Origin of the sequence: Paraburkholderia phosphatilytica, from assembly GCF_003443895.1 — a bacterium.
In the GTDB taxonomy this organism is placed as follows: Bacteria; Pseudomonadota; Gammaproteobacteria; order Burkholderiales; family Burkholderiaceae; genus Paraburkholderia; species Paraburkholderia phosphatilytica.
In genome coordinates, this window is sequence record NZ_QQOA01000073.1 from 1 (window position 1) to 17,814 (window position 17,814).

Below are 17,814 nucleotides of genomic sequence, written 5' to 3' on the forward strand. Positions count from 1 at the left end.
CGGTACGGGCCAAGCTCAAGCAGGCCGCGTGGGACGATGATTTCCGCCGAGATGTACTCGGCATGCGGCGGGCGTCCTAATGCGATTGCCCTGCGGCCGAACCGAATGAAATTGACGCCGGTTCGCGTTGCAGCGCTTTCTGTCGGACGGCCTGCGCGTTCCCCTGATTGCTCACCCGGCGCCCCGTATGGCGAGCGAGCCACGGGCGCGTCGAGTGCACGCGCCCGCCGCGCGCCGGCTGCGCATCCGTCAAACGAGCGAGCCGGACCTTCACGAGGAGCAGCCTTCCGTGGCAACCAGCGCACCTCCCTCCACGCCCCACGATCCGACGTCCGCCGCTGGCCCGCGCACGTTGCAGTTTCCGGTGGTCGGCATCGGAGCATCGGCGGGCGGCCTGCAGGCCCTGATCAGCTTTTTCGAAAGCGCGCCGAACACGATGGACATGGCGTTCGTCGTGATTCTGCATCTGTCCGCGGAGCACGCGAGCACCGCCGGCCAGATCCTGCAGCGCCACACCGGCATGCCGGTGCTGCAGATGACCGACACCGCGCCCATCGAAAAGAACCACGTGTACGTGATCGCGCCTGGCAAGCAGCTGCAGACGTTCGACGGCACGCTGCGCGTGAACGAGCGCAAGATGCAGGGCGGCGCGATCGTCACCGTCGACCAGTTCTTCCAGACGCTCGCGGATTCGCATTCCACGCATGCGATCGGCATCGTGATGTCGGGCACCGGCTCGGACGGCGCGGCGGCCTTGAGCCGCGTGAAGGAGAGCGGCGGCATCACGATCGCGCAGGAGCCGAACGACGCCGAATACCAGGAGATGCCGCAGAACGCAATCGCGACGGGCCACGTGGACATCGTGCTGCCGGTGGCCGAGATCCCGCGGCGGCTGATGGACCGTGGCGCAACGCGAAGCAGATCCGGCTGCCGGCGATGGACGGATCGCTCGCGGACCATCGTCAACCGCGCGAAGCCGGCGGTCGGTTTTCCGTCGCTGACTCCGCCGGTGCCGGGCGCGTTCGAAGAGGCGGCGGGCGCCGTCAGCTTGGCCGCGGCGGCGCAGCATTTGCCCGAGCGCCGCAGCTTCTCGTTTTCCGCGCTCCATCAGCGGGTGCTCGAGGAGTACGCGCCGCCGAGCGTGATCGTCGATCGCAATTCGACGATCGTGCATCTGTCCGACACCGCGGGGCGCTTTCTGCGTCATGCGGGCGGCGAGCCGTCCACCAACATGATGGCGGTCGTGCTGCCCCGAGCTTGGTCTCGATCTGCGCACCACGTTGTTCCGCGCGCAGCAGACCGGCGCGAGCGTCGAGGCGCGCCGCGTGAAGCTGGTGCGCGACGAGCGCACATCGTGGATCAACATGACGGTGCGGCCTTTTCACGACCTCGGGATCAAGGCGGACTTATTCCTCGTGCTGTTCGACGAGGTGCAGGAGCGCATGGCCGACGAAGGCGAACCCGGCATGCGCGGCCAGGACCCGGTGCTCGTGCAGCTCGAACGGGAGCTGCAGCATAGCCGCGAACAGCTGTCGACGACGATCGAGCAGTACGAGACGTCGATGGAAGAGCTGAAGGCGTCGAACGAAGAGCTGCAGGCGATCAACGAAGAGCTGCGCTCGGCCACCGAAGAACTGGAAAGCAGCAAGGAAGAGCTGCAGTCCGTCAACGAAGAGCTCAGCACGGTCAACGCCGAACTGCAGGCGCGCGTCGAAGACACCGCGAAGGCCAACGACGACCTGCAGAACATCATCGTCTCAACCGAGATCGCGACGGTGTTCGTCGACAAGAGGATCCAGGTGAAGCGCTTCACGCCGAGCGCGACGCGCATCTTCAACCTGATCGAGAAGGACGTCGGCCGGTCGCTGTTCGACATCACACGTGCGCTGAAGCGCCCGACGCTCGCGGAGGACGTGAAGGAGGCGTTCGAGTCGCTGAAGCTGATCGAGCGCAAAGTAGAGAGCGCCGACGGCCACTGGTATCTGATGCGCCTGTTGCCGTACCGCACTGCGGACGACCGGATCGATGGCGCCGTGCTGACGCTGATCGACGTGACCGCGCGGCATCAGGCCGAAGAGCAGGCGCGGACTGGCGAGCAGCGGCTGCGCCTCGCCGCGCAGGCCACCAGCGAGTTCGCGATCGTCGTCGCGGAGCCGGATGGGCGTATCGTCAGCTGGAATGCCGGCGCCGAACGCATCTTCGGCTATGCGGAAGCCGAGGTGATCGGCCGGGACATCGCGCTCATCTACGAAGCGGCCGATCGAGAAGCGGCGCTGCCGCCACGCGAGCGCGAGCTCGCTGCCGCCGAAGGGCATGTGGACGACGAACGCTGGTACGTGACGAAGGACCATCGGCGGATCTATTGCAGCGGGGTGGTCACGCAGATCGTCGATGCATCGTTCCGCGGCTTCGCGAAGATCGTCCGCGACTTGACGGTGCGCAAGCTGCAGGAAAGCGCGCGCGATCCGTCGGGTGCGCACGTGCCTCAGGAGTCCGCGCTGCAGACCACGGGCAAACCGCTGACGGACGAATTCATCGCAGTGCTGTCGCAGGAACTCAAACGGCCGCTGAACCTGATCGGGATCAAGGCCGAGATGCCGCCGCGGCTGCCGGAAACGCGCGGTATCGAAGCGGTGCACGCGGCTGCGAGCTCGATCCGCCAGGCCGTGGGCAGCCAGGCGCAGACCATCGACGATCTGCTCGAGCTGTCGCGCGTGGCCGCGGACAAGCTCGTGCTCGACCTGCAGCCGGTCGATCTCGCCGCCATGCTGTCGGACATCGCGGCGGCCGCCGCGGTCGACGCGAACGCGCGCGGCATCTCGCTGTCGGTGTCGGGTACGCAGCAGCCGGCGATGACGCTGGCCGATCCGGTGCGCAGCGAGCAGATCCTGTGGAATCTCGTCGCCAACGCGCTCAAGTTCACCGACGACGGCGGACGCATCGAACTGCGCCTCGCACGCGACGACCACGCGCTGCACATCGAGGTGGCCGACGACGGGCAGGGGATCGACGCGGCGGAACTGCCGCACGTGTTCGACATGTTCCGGCGCCGCCGCCGCGACCGCGCGAACGACGGGCTCGGCATCGGGCTCGCGAAACAGCTCGGGGAGCTGCAGGGCGGCGACGTGACGGCGGCCTCGGCCGGCGCGGGCAGCGGCGCCACGCTGTCGGTCCGTCTACCGGCGCTCGCCGCGCGCGACACGGGCGGCGTGCTGACCGCAGCCGCGCAGTCGGTCGCGGGAGTGCGGATGCTCGTCGTGTGCGAGGACGAGGAGACGGCGTCGTCGATCGCGTCGCTGTTGCGGCTGGAGCACGCGGACGTGCAGGTCGCGTCGAACGCCGACACCGCGCTGATCTGCTCGCCCGGCATCCGGCGGACGCGCTGCTGTGCGAAGCGCCGATGTCGGGCGGGGAAGGCTATGCGATTGTGCGAAGGGTCAAGGCCAACCCGGCATTCGCGCACGTGAAGACCGTGGCGATGCTCGACAGCAGCCGCGAGGCGGATCAGCGAGATGCCGCCGAGGCCGGATTCGACGTGCAGATCACGCGGCCGATCGACATCGCCGCGCTGCTGTATCTGCTCGGCGGGTTGGTGCCGAAGGGCTGATTTGCTCTTCCGCTTTGCCTTTTCGGCCTCGCCGAGGCTTCGCTTAGCCGCGCCGGCGTTTCGCGCGCGGTGCTGAATTGGTGGCGCTTTCGCCGGTGGCGGACTGTTCAGGTACCGGCGTCTCCATCCGCTGCTTGTCCGACTGCTCGACCGTCGGCTGCGGCACAGCGCCGTTGACCGGCGTGTCGTCGCCTTCGGCCGCGATCTGCCTGACGGCCTGATGCCAGTAGTCGTCCGCGTGGCCCTCGGACGCGCCGGCGTCCTGCCACAGCCGGTAGGCGCGCTGGCGGATCCGTTCCTCGCGCTGGCGGATCCGTTCCTCGATTGGTTGCGGGTTGCCGTCGACCATGTTGTCTGTCTCCGTGTGAAGGGTGAGTGCGTCTTCAGGTGGAGCATGCGCGGTGCCTGGCACAGGGGGCCACACGCGGGTTCCGTACGGATTTGTCCGGTCAAAAGAAAAATGTTGACATTTATCATTCGACAACCTAGACTGCGTTCCATCGAATCCTGGATGCTGGCCTGAACGCCGAATGCGTGTTTGCGTGACCTGATTCCAGCGTGGCAGTGCGAGGCAATGCAATTGGACGTCCACGGCGTAGCGCCGTCCGGGCGGGGGTAGCGGCTTGCGTAATACAAATAGGAATACTGATTGTAGGGATCCTTGAATATTGACAACGCCGTGCAGCCATTCGACAACGAAAGCAGATCAACGACAGGAGACATCATGCATCGTATGTGCAGGCTCGCAGTTCTCGTCATCGCAGGAACGGTCGGGCTGACCGGCGTTACCGCTGCGAACGCGCAATCGGCTTACCGGCTCGTCAAATCGATCGATCTGCCGGGGAAGGGCGGGCACGGCGACTGGGTCACGTTCGACCCGCAGACGCATACTGCGTGGGTCGTGCAGTCACCCGACCACAACGTCGTGGTGATCGACGCGGACAAGCTCGCTGTCAAAGGCGTGATCGGCGGCATCGAAGACGGCAACGGCATTGCCATCAGCGACAAATACGCGTTTGTGGCCGATGCGACCGCCAACAAGCTGGTTGTCGTGGACAAGCACACGCTGAAGCAGGTGGCGAGCGTCGACACGGGCGGCAAGAAATCCGACGGCGTGACGGTCGATACGCAGAGCGGCCACGTGTATGTCGCGAACGACGACAGCAACACGGAAACGGTATTCGAGGGCGAGCCGCCGTTCAAACGCATCGGCAGCATCGAACTGCGTCCGAATCCCGCCAAGGATGGACCGGACGTGAACCTGTACGTCGCGGGTCTGGACCGGATCTACCAGCCGGTCGACAACGTGGTCGACGTGATCGATCCGAATTCCGGGAAGGTGGTTGACGTGTGGGACTTCAAGCTGAAGAAGGCCGCCAAGCCGATGGTGTATGACAGCCAGGGCAAGCATCTGATCGTGGGCAGCCGCGATGGGAAGGTGTTGCTGGTGGACCCGACGGGCACGCTCGCCGCCACCATTCCTTTCGACGGCGGCAATATCGATGAGATCGCGGTGGATGTTGCGTCGCGCCGGCTCTTTCTCGGCGACAAGAGCGGCAGCGCCGAAGTGATCGATCTCGATACGAAGCAGGTGGTCGATCATCTGAAAACCGAAAAAGACTCGCACACGCTGACGGTGGACCCGAGCACGCATCGCATCTTCGTCTATCTCGACACCAGCAACAAGGTGGAGGTGTTCGAGCCTGTGTGAGCGGTGTTTTCAGTCGGTTTAATCAAGTGAATTCATCAATCAGTATAACTATATAAACTGGAGATATCGATGAGCAGACGCACACTATCGGTCGTGGCGGCGGGAACACTGGCGGTTGCCTCGGGCGCTCACGCGCAAAGCAGCGTGACGCTTTATGGTGAAGTGGACAACGCGATCGCCTACTACAACAATGTCGGCAAACAGTCGCTCGTCGAGCTGCAGGGCGCCGATCTGACCGCGAATCAGTGGGGGCTCAAGGGATCGGAAGATCTGGGCAACGGCATCAAGGCCATTTTCAACCTCGAGAGCGGATTCAACATCGATACTGGCAAGTCGAGCCAGGGCGGACGTCTGTTCGGCAAGAACGCGTGGGTCGGGCTGGGGAGCGAGACGTGGGGCAAGGTCATGATGGGCCGTCAGCTGGATACGACGGTCGATCTGGTTCAGCCGCTCACAGCGGACGGTTACGGCCCCGCGTTTTCGACACCCGGCGATGCCGATAACAACGACAACACGTTCCGGCTGCAGAACGCGGTCAAGTATGCGAGCCCGACCTATCACGGGCTGCAGTTCGAATTGATGTACGGGCTGGGCGGCGTAGCGGGCGATGTCTCGTCGCAGGGTTCTTCGTCCGCCGCGGTTGCGTACGCTCAGGGCGACTTCAGCATGGCGGCGGGCTACGTGTTCGCGAAGAACGACGGCGCGGGCGGCGTCGGCACGGCCGATCAGACACAGAACAGTTCGGTCACCCCACTCTATGGCAGCGTGCCCTTCGTGGGATCGAGACTGATCACGCACGTCGCGGCCCAATATGTGTGGAACAAGCTCACCGCGAATGTGCGGTACAGCAACGCGCAATGGAAGCCGTACGTCACCTTCGCCGCACTCAACCAGACGGAGACGTTCAATACCGGCGCCGCTTCGCTGAGCTACCAGATGACGCCGGCCGTCGCGCTGAACGTCGGGTATACGTATACGCGATCGTCCGGCGGATCATCCGCGACCTATAACAACGTCGCGGCAGGGCTGGAGTACTTCTTTTCGAAGCGCACGACGGTGTATGCGATCGGCGGCTACTCACACGCGCACGGCACCACGTTCAGCGCGGATGGCGTTCACGTCGTGCCTGCCGGCGGAGCGGTCGGCGATCTCGAATCGGCGTCGGGCACACCGAATCAGGTGGCGCTGATGTTTGGCGTCACGACGAAGTTCTGATCGGGTGATCGCATTGAGCAGGGCTGGCGGTAAAAAGTAAAGTGTTGACATTTTGCATCTGGAATTTTAGACTCTGCTCCATGGAAACCGATCACAACCCAAACTCCGTCTCACTCGCCGATTTCCGGGCCAATACCTTGACCGGCGTCGTTCAGCACGAAATCGAACGCATGATTCTGAGCGGCGAGCTGAAGCCGGGGCAACGCCTGAACGAGAAGGCGGTCGCGGACAAACTGGCCGTCAGTCGTGGTCCCGTGCGTGAAGCGTGCCGCGCGCTTGCTGAACTCGGTCTCGTCTATCTGATTCCGCAACGCGGCGTGTTCATCCAGCGCGTGACGCGGGACGACGCGATCGAAGTCTACGATCTGCGCGCGGGGCTGACCGCGCTGGCCGCGTCGCTGCTCGCACCCGTTCTCACGAAAGAGATGGCGGACAAGCTGGATGGCTACGTCGAGCAGATGCAGGGGGCGGCGGAGCAGGGCGACTTTTCGCAGTTCGATCAGCTGAATCTGGAGTTTCACGATTACATCGTGCGCTCCACCGGCAATTCGCGGTTGACGAAGCTTTATCGAGGCTTCGTCAAGGAGTTTCACCTGTTCCGCGTGCATGGGCTGGTTCAGCGCGGCGCGCTGCTGCAGTCGAACGAGGAGCATCGCGAGATCGTCAACGCGTTGAAGTTGAAGAACGCGGACCTGGGCTACGAAACGAGCTTCAGCCACGTATCGAAGGGTAAGGAACGCATGCTCTCCGCACTCGACGAAATGGCGAAGGCGGGCGCCGATGCGGATCGCGAGGAGGCCCAGGACAAGATCGCGTAACGCGCTGCGTCGGCCCGTAAGGGCCGATTCGCTTCCAGCAGGCTGCATGCGTTCGTTCTATGTCTGGCTTTCGGTAAATTGGTTTGTACTGCAAATGAATTAATTTGTACTGCATATAAAGAAGGGTCGATTGTCCAGCACTGTGCCTGGATTTCCCTATCAGTCTACGGCAACTTACTCTTATGCTCGAACTATCGCTGGCTTGCCAGATGACCGACCGGACCCGTTTGCTGTTTGACGGCAAGGTCGCAATCGAAGGTTGCAAAACGCATTGCGTCAGTGGCCCTGCGGAGGAGCTCTTTCAACGCGCGTTTCGTCACGAGGAATTCGACATCTCTGAGCTGTCCCTCGGGACCCATCTGCTGACCACGGCGCGTGACCAGAGCCGCTATATCGGCGTGCCGGTGTTTCTGTCGCGTTCGTTCCGTCATTCGGCGATTTACGTGCGTGCCGATCGCGGGATCGATTCGCCGCATGCGCTCGTGGGCCGCCGCATCGGCGTGCCCGATTTCCAGCAGACGGCCGGGATCTGGGTGCGCGGCATCCTCGACGACGAGTACGGAGTCGGCAGTCGCGACGTGCAGTGGCGGGTCGGCGGACTGGAGCAGGCCGAACGCGAACCTCGCGTGCCGTACAGCCTGCCGGACGACATCACGATCGAGTCGATCGCGCCGGATCAGACGCTTGCGAAACTGCTCGACGCGGGCGAGATCGATGCGGTGATCGCGCCGAGACCGCCGTCGTGCTTCGGTCGTAATCCTCACGTGCGCCGGCTCTTTCCCGACTATCGCGCGGCCGAGGAAGCATGGTTCGCGAAGACGAACCTGTTTCCGCCGATGCATGTGGTGGGCATTCGTCGCGCGCTCGTCGAGCAGCATCCGTGGCTGCCGGTCAACGTCTACGCCGCGTTCTGCAAGTCGCGCGACCTCGCGCTCGGCGATCTCGGCGCGCTGGATACCTTGCGCGTCATGCACCCGTGGTTCGTCGCGGAACTCGAACGCGTGCGCGCACTGATGGGTAACGATTTCTGGCGCTACGGTATGGCCGAAAACCGCGCGGATCTCGACACGTTGCAGCGCTACGCGAAGACCGATGGCCTGATCGAGCGCGAGGTACCGCTCGACCAGCTGTTTGCACGCAGTACGTTCGACCGCTTCCGCTTCTAGCTTCGCGGCAGACAACGACAGAGCAGCGGCAGCAGTCGAAACACAAAAAACCCGCAATACAGGAGACGATGTAATGAGAAGGAGACGAGCTTTAACCACGATCTGCGGCGTCTGCGCGGCGCTGCTGGCAACGCAGCCGCTCGTGAGCCGCGCGGCGGATACGTGGCAGCCGCACCGACCGATCGAGATCGTCGTGCCGAGCGCACCCGGCGGCGGGCTCGATCTGGTCGGCCGAACGCTGCAGAGCGTGATTACCCAGGAGAAGCTGTCGAACCGGCCGGTGACAGTGCTGAACCGTCCAGGCGGCAGCGGCACCGTCGGCATCGCGTACATCAACACGCACCCGGGCGATGGCCACTACGTGACCGTGCAGGCGTTGCCGCTGATCACGAACCAGATCAGCGGTCTTTCCACCATCGGTCTTAACGACGTCACGCCGCTCGCGTTGTTCGTCACCGAGCAGGTGGTGTTTTCGGTGCCGGGCAATTCGACGATCAAGAATGGCGCCGATTTCATCCAGGCGCTGAAGAAGGACCCGTCGAACGTGACGATCGGCGTATCGAGTTCGCCGGGCGGTCAAAGTCACGATGCTGCGGCGCTCGTGATCAAGGCGGCAGGACAGGACCCAAAGAAACTGAAGATCGTGTTCTTCGATTCGGGCGGCGAAGCGGTCACCGCATTGATGGGTGGCCACGTGACGGCCGCCGCGACGCCTGCGGGCGTCGTACTAGGACCGAGCGAGGCGGGCCGTATAAAGCTGATCGGCATTCCGGGCGCGGAACGCGAACCGGGCGCGCTCGCGAACGTGCCCACCTGGAAAGAACAGGGCATCGACGTCGACTTCAGCACCTGGCGCGTGCTGGTCGGGCCGAAGGACATGACCCCCGCGGAGATTGCATGGTGGGACGACGTGCTGAAGAAAGCGACGTCGTCGCCAGAATGGGCCGCCGCCGTGAAGCGCAACCTCTGGACCGCGGACTACAAGAACAGTGCGCAGACCAAAGTGTTCCTGCAAGGCGAGGAAGCGCGGTTGAAGCCGCTGCTTGCCGAACTCGGCCTTGCCAAATGACGTTCATTTCATTCAACCCGCAGTACCACTGACCTGGAGAGCTCTATGTCCCGCATCGTTCACCTCGCAGTCAAAGTCGACGACCTCGAGGCGGCCACCCGTTTTTATACGGAAGTGTTCGGTTTCACGGAAGTGAAGACGGGCCGCAACCGGCAACATATTTCACGCCACATGACGGACGGCCACATCGACTTCACGTTGATGAAGTACGACAGTGAAGAATCGCACGAAGCCCAGCTCGCCGGTCCCGGCCCGCGTCTGCATCACTGGGGCGTGACGGTTGACGATCAGGAAACGGCAGCCGAAAAGATCAAGCAGTACGGCGGCGAAATCCTGTCGGCCAAAGGCGAGGGCGCGCTGAAATTCCGCGCGCCGGACGGTACCATCGCCGAAGTCGTGAAGCCGGGCCGTTACAACGAAAAATAAGCCGTTGCGGCGATGGACGTGGCGCTGCACCGTCCTTCGCTCGTAGCCCTCTCGCAGTACCGGAAGCGCCTCCGCTGCAACGACGTGTGCCATCCGGCACGCTGCGTTGCGCGGCGCGCGCAGACCTCGCGGATTCACGAACCGTCGGCAGGTCGCGCCAGCATTCACGCGCGCACCGGCGGAGTCGAACTGGAGGAGACATGAAAAGCGTCAAAGGCGACGTCTGGCTTGCGATCGTCGTGATCGTCGGCGCCGCCATCTATCTGTACATGGACATGCGGTTGCCGGAGGTCCGCCTGAGCGATCCGCTCGGACCCAAAGCGTTTCCGGCGCTGGTCGGCGTCGGGTTGATCTCGTCGGCGTTGCTGCTGCTGTTCGAACGACACAGTAAAACGCGTCATGCGACGGACGCGGAGCGCGCTGCGCATCCTGCCGCAGCGGCTACACCTGCGGCGAACGCGGACCCCAGGACGGCGCTGAACGCGAACGCTGCCACGCTGAACGTCGCTGCGTCCAGTGGAATCGACGCATCGCATTCCTCGCCCCAAACCAGCGCACCGCCAACGCAAGAACAGCCAAAGCCTTCACCGCTCGTGCTGATCGGCATGGTGCTGTGGACGATCGCGTATTACTTCGCGTTCGACCGCGCCGGCTATCTGATCGCGACATCGGTGTTTCTGCTGGGTCTGTTGAGCTACTTCAACCGCAAGCGTATCAAGATGAATGTCGCGATCGCGCTGGGCGTGACGGTGGTCTTCGATCTGCTGTTTTCGCAGTTGCTCGGCGTTCCGATGCCGAGGGGCATCCTCCCATTCTGAGGCGGTCGCAATGGATAGTCTGCAAGGCATTCTTCACGGACTCGCGATTGCCGCGACGCCGATGCACCTGTTGTACACGCTGATCGGCGTGTTCATCGGCACGATGATCAGCCATCTGCCGGGCATCGGCCCGTCGGCGGGGATCGCGCTGCTGATTCCGGTCACGTTCGGCATGGACCCGACGTCCGCGCTGATGATGCTGACCGGCATCTACTACGGCTGCATGTATGGCGGCGCGGTCACCGCGATCCTGCTCAACACGCCGGGCGACGCCGCCGCGGTGATGACCGTGCTGGACGGCTACCCGCTCGCGCGCAAAGGGCGCGCTGCCGCGACGCTGGCGATCGCCGCGGTGAGCTCGTTCATCGCGGGCATGATCGGCGTGACGCTGCTGTCGTTCGTGGCGGCGCCGCTCGCAGCCGTCGCGCTGCATTTCGGGCCCACCGAGTATTTCGCGCTGATCTGCTTCGCGCTGTCCACTGTCAGCGCGCTGACCGGCAACTCGCTCGCGAAAGGCATGATGGCGGTGTTCATGGGCCTCGGACTCGCGACCGTCGGCATCGATCTGCAAAGCGGCGTGCCGCGCTTCACGCTCGGCTTCACACAACTGCTCGATCGCGTCAATTTTCTCGTGGTGGTGGTGGGGCTGTTCGCGATCTCCGAGGTGAGCCGCATGGTCGAAGGCACGTTGGGCGGCACGCTGCATACGGTGCGCGTGGAAGGCAGGACCTGGTTCACGCGCAACGAGTGGAAGCGTGCGCGGCCGGCCATTCTGCGCGGCTCGACGGTCGGCTTCCTGTGCGGCGCGGCGCCGGGGCTCGGCGGCACGCTCGCCGCGATGCTCTCATACGTGCTGGAAAAGAAGCTGTCGAAGCATCCGGAAGAGTTCGGGCACGGCGCGATCGAAGGGGTGGCCGCGCCGGAAGCCGCGACCAACGCGGACACCTGCGGCGCCTTCGTGCATCTGCTTGCGCTTGGCGTGCCAGGCTCGGGCGCGACGGCCGTGATCATGGGCGCGTTCGTGATGTACGGCATCCAGCCGGGACCGATGCTGTTCCACACGCAGCCGGATCTCGTCTGGGGGCTGATTGCGAGCATGTACGTCGGCAACATCATGCTGCTGGTGCTGAACCTGCCGCTCGTCGGCATTCTGTCGCGCATCCTGTACGTGCCGCCCGGCGTGCTGCTGTGCCTGATCCTCGTGATCGCGTCGACCGGCGTGTTCTCGTTCAACAGCGATACCTTCGACCTGTATCTCGCGCTCGGTTTCGGCGTGCTCGGCTACGCGTTTCGCCGTCTCGACATCCCGAAGGCGCCGCTGCTGTTCGGCCTGATTCTCGGCCACACGCTCGAGCAGTCGTTCCGCCAGGCGCTGACGATCTCGAACGGCGATCCGACGGTGTTCGTGCGCAGCCCGATCTCGGCGGGTCTGCTGCTGTGCGCGGCGATCAGCGTGATCGCGTCGATCTGGAGCCGGCGCAAACCGCCCAAGGCACTGCAACAGGCGGAAGACCAGCTGGCGGAGCATCGGCTCGCGAACGGGCCGCATTGAGCCGGCTCTGCCGAACGTTACCCTGATACCCACCATGCCGGGTTCGACCTGACGGTCGAACCCGCGCGTCACACTCCCGCCTCACTCGCGTCAAGCTCGTCGGGCTTGTCAGCCTGTCGCCGAAGTCGTTCACGCGAACGCACACCACCAGACCCTTCCCTGACCCCGCATCGTCGATCCGATTCCCGTCCAGTTGCCGGACCGGACTTTACCGAACCGTTAACGCACAGCTGTTTTTATTCAATGGACGTTATCCGGTCCCGATGAGAGGATCGCCGTAACGAAATTCGAAGCTTCAGAAACCGGAAGCGCCCGGTCCTGTTCATTCACGGCGCCCTATCCGTAGTTGTCCGAACGAGGAGAAACGACAGACTGACACTGGAAATGGATGGAGACGCGTTCGCCGCTCCCGATATCGGCGGACTAATAAAATCAAATCATAAAAGAGACAGTGACGATATGTCAGCGAAAATGACTGGCGCGGTAGCGCTCGGCCTCGTGTCGTGCGCAGCGCACGCGCAATCTTCCGTGACGCTGTACGGCATTATCGATGGCGGTGCCCGCTACACCAATAACGGCCATGGCGCGTTGATCTCCACGAACACGAACGGCTGGCTTTCGTCCAACCGTCTTGGCTTCACGGGCCACGAGGATCTGGGCGGCGGCTGGAAGGCGATCTTCCAGCTGGAAAACGGCTTCAACCTGTCGACCGGCGCACTGGACAATACCAACGGCGCGATCTTCAACCGCATGGCCTATGTCGGCCTGAAGGGACCCTACGGACAGGTCACGTTGGGACGGCAGTGGAATCTGGCTCACGACATCGTCTATGACCTCGATCCGTTCCGGCTTCAGTACCCGTCGATCATTCCGCTGACGCCCGCGCTGGATGGCATTCACTTCAACAACGACCTGAAGTACAAAGGCAGCTTCGGACCGTTCAAGGTCAGCTTCGAGAACTCGTTCGGCGGCGTAGCGGGGAACCTGAACGATGGCACCGCGCGGAGCGCGGGCGTGCAGTACAAGCAGGGCTTCCTCGAACTCGGCGGCGTGTATATCCACAAGCGCACGCAGGTGGGAACCAGCACGAACTATGTGCCGGACGACTACTACGCGCTCGGCACGCTGATGGTGTTCGGACCGCTGCGGCTCGCGGGCGGCTTCATGAACGAGAACCAGGACGGCATGGTGGGATCCGCGCCCGTGCGCACGGAGAATTACTGGGGTGGGGCGACCTGGGACATCACGCCCTTTACGCGCATCGGCGCCGGCGCCTATGAAACCAGCCTGCCGAACTCGGATGCGAAGCGCGACCTCGGCATCGTCAGCGTGACCTATTCGCTGTCGAAGCGCACGCTCGTCTATGCGGAAACGGACTTCACCCGCTATCGAGGCACGTACGTGACCAACAAGACACTCAATCCCCAGAAGGCACAACGTCAGATCGGCGCCACGGTGGGCATCGATCACATGTTCTGACATGCGCCCGATCTCACGTAACGAAACCCGGGAATGCAGATGAAAATCGGCTGGTACACCGACCTCAACCGGGTCGAGCGACGGACCTATTGGGCGTGCTTCGGCGGCTATACGCTGGATTCGCTCGATTCGACGATGTACGCATTGCTGGCGCCTGTCCTGATTGCCGTCCTCGGCGTCACCAAAGCGGAAATCGGCGCGCTGGCGACGGCGGGTTTGATCGGCAACGCGATCGGCGGCTGGATGGCGGGCATCGCCGCCGACCGGTATGGCCGTGTCGCCGTGTTGAAGCTGACGATCCTGTGGGTGGCAGCCTTCACGTTGCTGGCAGCGGCGACCTCCGGCTTTCACCAGTTGATCGTCGTGCGGGCGCTGCAGGGCCTGGGGTATGGCGGTGAGGCCGCAGTCGGCGGCGTCCTGATCAGCGAGGTCGTGCGGCCTTATCTGCGCGGCCGGGTGGCGGCGTCGGTGCAATCCGGCTTCGCCGTCGGCTACGCATTGTCCACTGCGTTGATGCCGGTCGTCTTTTATTGTGTGCCGGAGTCGATCGGGTGGCGGATCATGTTCGCGATCGGCGTGGTGCCGGCGTTTCTCGTGCTGCTGATTCGAAGCAGCGTTCCTGAAAGCAAGGTCTTCGAAAACGCAGTCAGCGCTCAGCGTGCAGGCGAGCGACGCGAGCCGTTCTGGCAGATTTTCCGGCCGGCGAATCTGCGCGTCACGTTGCCCGGCCTGCTGCTGGCCAGCGGCGTCTTCGGCGCGGGTTTCGGCATGAGCGCCTGGCTGCCCACCTATCTGCGGCTGGGTTTGCATCTGTCGACGGCCGGCATGGCGGGGTACCTCGTCGCCGGCATCACGGGGTCGCTGATTGGCCCATTCGTCAGCGGCTACGTCAGCGACAGGATAGGGCGCCGCGCCACGTTCATTCTGGTGGCGTCGTGCGAGGCCGCGGTGGTGGCGCTCCTGCTGCTTGCCGTGCCCGGGCTGAAGGCGACCGTGCTGCTGATCCTGTGCCATGGCGCGCTGCAGAGCGGTTTCGCCGCGGGCTTGACGCCTGCGTTTTCCGAGCTGTTCGCGACCCAGGTCCGCGCCAACGGATCCGGCTTTTGCGTGACGGGCGGGCGAGGGCTGGGCTCGATCGTGCCGGCAACGGTCGGGATACTGTCCGCCGTCATGCCGCTCGGACGTGCGATGGGCATCGGTGCGATCTCGGCGTTCGCTGCCGCGATCCTCGCGGCGTTGCTCATGCCGGAGCGTTCCGGCGCCGACCTGAACGACGATACGTCAGCCGAAGCAAGCGGGGACCACGACGCAGCCTGCTTCGCCGGGTCGCGGACCGCGCCGGCTGCGCGATCCGATCGTTGACCGGATCGGGACTATCGGGAGATAGCATGGGACAACTCGACTGGTATCTGAACGTCAACATCAAGATGCGGCATCTGCGGCTGCTGGTTGCGATCTACGATTTTCGCAACCTGCGGCAGGTCGCATCGAACTCGTACATCACGGTGCCCGCGGTGTCGAAATCGCTCGCCGAAATCGAGCGTGCGTTGGGGGTGAAGCTGTTCGAGCGCACCGCCAACGGCCTTCGACCGACGGCTTACGGCGAAAGCGTGGTTCGCCACGCGCGGATCGTGCTCAGCGCGCTCAACCAGACGACCGAAGAAATCCGGTCACTGCAGACCGGCAGCGCCGGCAAGGTGAATGTCGGCACGTCGCCGATTGTGGTGTCGACAATCATGCCGAAGGCGCTGACGCTGCTCAAGGAAGAGGCGCCGCATACCAACGTGGCGATTCGCGAAAACCGGATGGGCCCGTTGATGCACGAACTGCAGCGAGGCGATCTGGACATGATCGTCGGCCGGCTGCCCAGCAGGTCGAACACCGTCGGTCTGCAGGAACAGGTGCTGATTGCGCCGCCGACGCGGCTCGTCACGGGGCCTCGCCATCCGCTCGCCGGGAGGTCGAAAGTGGCATGGGCGGACCTGAAGGATTTTCCGTGGGTGCTTCCGCCGCAAGGGTCGCTGCTGCGCGAGCCGATCGAAAATACGTTCGCCCGGCATGGTCTGCCGATGCCGTCGAACTACATAGAAACCTTGTCGCCGCATCTGATTCGCGCGTACATCCAGATGAACGATGCGATTGCGTTGCACACGGGCGACGTGCTTTATCCGTACCTGGACGTCGAACCGATCAACGTGCTGCCGCTGGATCTGAGTCTCGTGACGCGTCCACTCGGCGTGCTCTGGCGCGGCGACAAGTCTCTGGCGCCGAGCGCGAAGCTGTTGCTGCGCTGTCTGCAAGAGGTGTACTCGGATAACGCGCGGGCGGTCGAAGTGCATTGAGCGCGCCGGAGTAAAGATCTGAACGACGCAAAGCCCGTCGCCACGAAGTGTCAGGATGCGGATTGCCGACTGCTTTCGGTGACGCTGATCAACAGCCAGTCCAGAAGCGGCTTCAGCTTCTCCCGGTATTCATTGCGCGGCGGATGCACAAGGTAATATCCGGCCCCGGTCTCCACCACCTGCTCGAAGGGCGTCACCAGTGAACTGTTCGACAGGTTCTCTTCCACAAGATTAAGGTCGCCCAGCGCGACGCCCATACCACGCGCTGCGGCGGAAAAGGCGAGATCGAGCGTGTCGAATACCTGCTCCCGGTAACTGTGGTTCTCGAGGTTGCCGACTTGTTGAAGCCAGAGCAGCCAGCCACGCCGCCCGAAGCTCGAATGAAGCAACGTGTGATTCTTCAGGTCCTCGGGCACGACGAGCGGCGGCATGCCGCTCGCGGTTTGTGGAGAGCAGATGGGCGTCAGCTTCTCGCGCATAAGGCACGTCGCCTGCAGTCCTTCCCAGTTGCCCGTACCGAACAGGATCGCGGCGTCGAGCGTGCCCTCGCCGAAGTTGGTCGGCAGGAACCAGGCCGTGTCGATGTTCAGCTGTGCGCCCGGCACGTCGGTGTAGAAGCTGGAGAGGCGTGGCAATAGCCAGCGCGAAGCGAACGTCGGCGTGACCCGCAACGTGATGGTCTGAGCGCCGGTGGTCGTGATGTGCATGGACCGGCGGGCAGTCGCCAGCAATTCCTCGACGATAGGAACGAGCTTGTGGCACTCGGCGGTCGGCACCACCATCCGCGTGTGCCGGACGAACAGCGAACAGCCGAAATACTCCTCGATCTGCTGCACGTGCCGGCTCACCGCGCTCTGGCTCAGATACAGCTGCTGCGCCGCGGCCGTGAAGCTGCCGCAGCGGAACACGACCAGCAACGTCTGAAGCACGTTGAACGGCGGGTAGCGCTCGATTTTCATTTATGCGAATCTCGCATGGCAACCATGAGATTTTACCGTTTGTCGGGCGGATATTGGCGCTTTTAAATCCTCTCAACGAGACGGATTGCGGCACTCGCGATGCGCTGGATGTATCCGCAGCGCAGCAATCCAGGCCTGAAATCCGGTTGCTTTGTCTGATCAACCGCGTCCTCGAGGAGGCAAGGCATGGCCCGAGATAGCGTCGCTTTGACGAACCATCCTGTCGGTCTGCATCCGGAGAGCCATGCAGATGTCGCAAGTCCCCCGGACGAGCAGGGCGGCATTTCACATCTGGAGCACGTGCGTCGGCGCTACTGGGGCCGGTATGCGGCATCGGCGGCGATCGTCGCGCTGCTCGCCTACGTGGTGCTCGCGTTCGCTCACGGCCAGATCGAGTGGCGCTACGTGGGCCGTTTCGTGACGGCGCGCTCGATCCTCACCGGGCTCGTCAACACCATCGTGATGACGATCCTCGCGATGGCGCTGGGCATCGCGCTGGGCGTGCTCACCGCGATCATGCGGCTGTCGAGCAACCCGGTGCTGGGCACCGTCGCGGGAGGCTACGTGTGGCTCTTTCGCGGCACCCCGGTGATCCTGCAGCTGCTGCTGTGGTTCAACCTCGCGCTGGTGTTTCCGACGCTGGGCATCCCCG

The 17,814-nt window shown here is 63.6% G+C and carries 15 protein-coding genes and 1 pseudogene; 14 read left to right on the plus strand and 2 right to left on the minus strand.

The window, feature by feature from the left end:
* Positions 1–187 precede the first annotated feature (187 nt).
* Together DVS29_RS38400 and DVS29_RS38425 are read left to right on the plus strand one after the other, a co-directional pair.
* Positions 188–3,188, plus strand: a pseudogene (locus DVS29_RS38400) (chemotaxis protein CheB); the annotation flags it as partial.
* Positions 3,189–3,472: 284 nt separating this feature from the next.
* Complete coding sequence (locus DVS29_RS38425) at positions 3,473–3,607, plus strand: hypothetical protein (RefSeq protein ID WP_276314368.1); 135 nt, start codon at positions 3,473–3,475, stop codon at positions 3,605–3,607.
* 43 nt (positions 3,608–3,650) lie between these two features.
* Here DVS29_RS38425 and DVS29_RS35730 read toward each other — a convergent pair whose 3' ends face one another.
* Positions 3,651–3,956, minus strand: a complete 306-nt coding sequence (locus DVS29_RS35730; protein ID WP_118185899.1) for a DUF2934 domain-containing protein — start codon at positions 3,954–3,956, stop codon at positions 3,651–3,653.
* Between the two features lie 375 nt (positions 3,957–4,331).
* Here DVS29_RS35730 and DVS29_RS35735 point away from each other — a divergent pair, with 375 nt between their 5' ends.
* The 11 genes from DVS29_RS35735 (at position 4,332) to DVS29_RS35790 (ending at position 16,203) form a co-directional block, all read left to right on the plus strand.
* Entirely contained in the window at positions 4,332–5,318 is a 987-nt protein-coding gene (locus DVS29_RS35735) for a YncE family protein (protein ID WP_124800764.1), read from the plus strand.
* Between the two features lie 69 nt (positions 5,319–5,387).
* Complete coding sequence (locus tag DVS29_RS35740; protein ID WP_118185903.1) at positions 5,388–6,533, plus strand: porin; 1,146 nt, start codon at positions 5,388–5,390, stop codon at positions 6,531–6,533.
* An 80-nt stretch (positions 6,534–6,613) separates the two neighbouring features.
* Complete coding sequence (locus tag DVS29_RS35745) at positions 6,614–7,351, plus strand: GntR family transcriptional regulator (RefSeq protein ID WP_118185905.1); 738 nt, start codon at positions 6,614–6,616, stop codon at positions 7,349–7,351.
* Positions 7,352–7,560: 209 nt separating this feature from the next.
* Positions 7,561–8,517, plus strand: coding sequence for a substrate-binding domain-containing protein (locus DVS29_RS35750; RefSeq protein ID WP_240655976.1), 957 nt, complete (start codon positions 7,561–7,563; stop codon positions 8,515–8,517).
* Between the two features lie 73 nt (positions 8,518–8,590).
* Positions 8,591–9,586 (plus strand): tripartite tricarboxylate transporter substrate binding protein, encoded by a 996-nt coding sequence (locus tag DVS29_RS35755; RefSeq protein ID WP_118185909.1) that lies wholly within the window; start codon positions 8,591–8,593, stop codon positions 9,584–9,586.
* Positions 9,587–9,631: 45 nt separating this feature from the next.
* Positions 9,632–10,012: a VOC family protein gene (locus DVS29_RS35760; RefSeq protein ID WP_118185911.1), complete on the plus strand. Its 381-nt coding sequence runs from the start codon at positions 9,632–9,634 to the stop codon at positions 10,010–10,012.
* Positions 10,013–10,212: 200 nt separating this feature from the next.
* The gene (locus DVS29_RS35770; RefSeq protein ID WP_118185916.1) at positions 10,213–10,830 is read left to right on the plus strand and encodes a tripartite tricarboxylate transporter TctB family protein; all 618 of its coding nucleotides are present in this window, start codon (positions 10,213–10,215) and stop codon (positions 10,828–10,830) included.
* Between the two features lie 10 nt (positions 10,831–10,840).
* Positions 10,841–12,382 carry a tripartite tricarboxylate transporter permease gene (locus DVS29_RS35775; RefSeq protein WP_118185918.1) on the plus strand — a complete coding sequence of 514 codons (1,542 nt, stop codon included), beginning with the start codon at positions 10,841–10,843 and terminating at the stop codon, positions 12,380–12,382.
* Positions 12,383–12,841: 459 nt separating this feature from the next.
* A complete protein-coding gene (locus tag DVS29_RS35780; RefSeq protein ID WP_164708070.1) occupies positions 12,842–13,861 on the plus strand; it encodes a porin in 1,020 nt (339 codons plus the stop codon).
* 33 nt (positions 13,862–13,894) lie between these two features.
* Complete coding sequence (locus DVS29_RS35785; protein WP_240655977.1) at positions 13,895–15,223, plus strand: MFS transporter; 1,329 nt, start codon at positions 13,895–13,897, stop codon at positions 15,221–15,223.
* 26 nt (positions 15,224–15,249) lie between these two features.
* A complete protein-coding gene (locus tag DVS29_RS35790) occupies positions 15,250–16,203 on the plus strand; it encodes a LysR substrate-binding domain-containing protein (protein WP_118185922.1) in 954 nt (317 codons plus the stop codon).
* A 50-nt stretch (positions 16,204–16,253) separates the two neighbouring features.
* Here DVS29_RS35790 and DVS29_RS35795 read toward each other — a convergent pair whose 3' ends face one another.
* Positions 16,254–17,162 carry a LysR substrate-binding domain-containing protein gene (locus DVS29_RS35795; RefSeq protein ID WP_118185924.1) on the minus strand — a complete coding sequence of 303 codons (909 nt, stop codon included), beginning with the start codon at positions 17,160–17,162 and terminating at the stop codon, positions 16,254–16,256.
* Between the two features lie 186 nt (positions 17,163–17,348).
* On the opposite strand from DVS29_RS35795, the gene DVS29_RS35800 reads away from it, so the two are divergent.
* The coding region (locus tag DVS29_RS35800) for an ABC transporter permease subunit (protein ID WP_164708071.1) at positions 17,349–17,814 on the plus strand (466 nt) is incomplete at its 3' end.

What these genes read in the sequence shown, in the direction of transcription:
- DVS29_RS35730 (WP_118185899.1), bottom strand. Translation starts at nt 3,956, where the DNA reads ATGGTCGACGGCAACCCGCAACCAATCGAGGAACGGATCCGCCAGCGC.
- DVS29_RS35735 (WP_124800764.1), top strand. Translation starts at nt 4,332, where the DNA reads ATGCATCGTATGTGCAGGCTCGCAGTTCTCGTCATCGCAGGAACGGTC.
- DVS29_RS35740 (WP_118185903.1), top strand. Translation starts at nt 5,388, where the DNA reads ATGAGCAGACGCACACTATCGGTCGTGGCGGCGGGAACACTGGCGGTT.
- DVS29_RS35745 (WP_118185905.1), top strand. Translation starts at nt 6,614, where the DNA reads ATGGAAACCGATCACAACCCAAACTCCGTCTCACTCGCCGATTTCCGG.
- DVS29_RS35750 (WP_240655976.1), top strand. Translation starts at nt 7,561, where the DNA reads ATGACCGACCGGACCCGTTTGCTGTTTGACGGCAAGGTCGCAATCGAA.
- DVS29_RS35755 (WP_118185909.1), top strand. Translation starts at nt 8,591, where the DNA reads ATGAGAAGGAGACGAGCTTTAACCACGATCTGCGGCGTCTGCGCGGCG.
- DVS29_RS35760 (WP_118185911.1), top strand. Translation starts at nt 9,632, where the DNA reads ATGTCCCGCATCGTTCACCTCGCAGTCAAAGTCGACGACCTCGAGGCG.
- DVS29_RS35770 (WP_118185916.1), top strand. Translation starts at nt 10,213, where the DNA reads ATGAAAAGCGTCAAAGGCGACGTCTGGCTTGCGATCGTCGTGATCGTC.
- DVS29_RS35775 (WP_118185918.1), top strand. Translation starts at nt 10,841, where the DNA reads ATGGATAGTCTGCAAGGCATTCTTCACGGACTCGCGATTGCCGCGACG.
- DVS29_RS35780 (WP_164708070.1), top strand. Translation starts at nt 12,842, where the DNA reads ATGTCAGCGAAAATGACTGGCGCGGTAGCGCTCGGCCTCGTGTCGTGC.
- DVS29_RS35785 (WP_240655977.1), top strand. Translation starts at nt 13,895, where the DNA reads ATGCAGATGAAAATCGGCTGGTACACCGACCTCAACCGGGTCGAGCGA.
- DVS29_RS35790 (WP_118185922.1), top strand. Translation starts at nt 15,250, where the DNA reads ATGGGACAACTCGACTGGTATCTGAACGTCAACATCAAGATGCGGCAT.
- DVS29_RS35795 (WP_118185924.1), bottom strand. Translation starts at nt 17,162, where the DNA reads ATGAAAATCGAGCGCTACCCGCCGTTCAACGTGCTTCAGACGTTGCTG.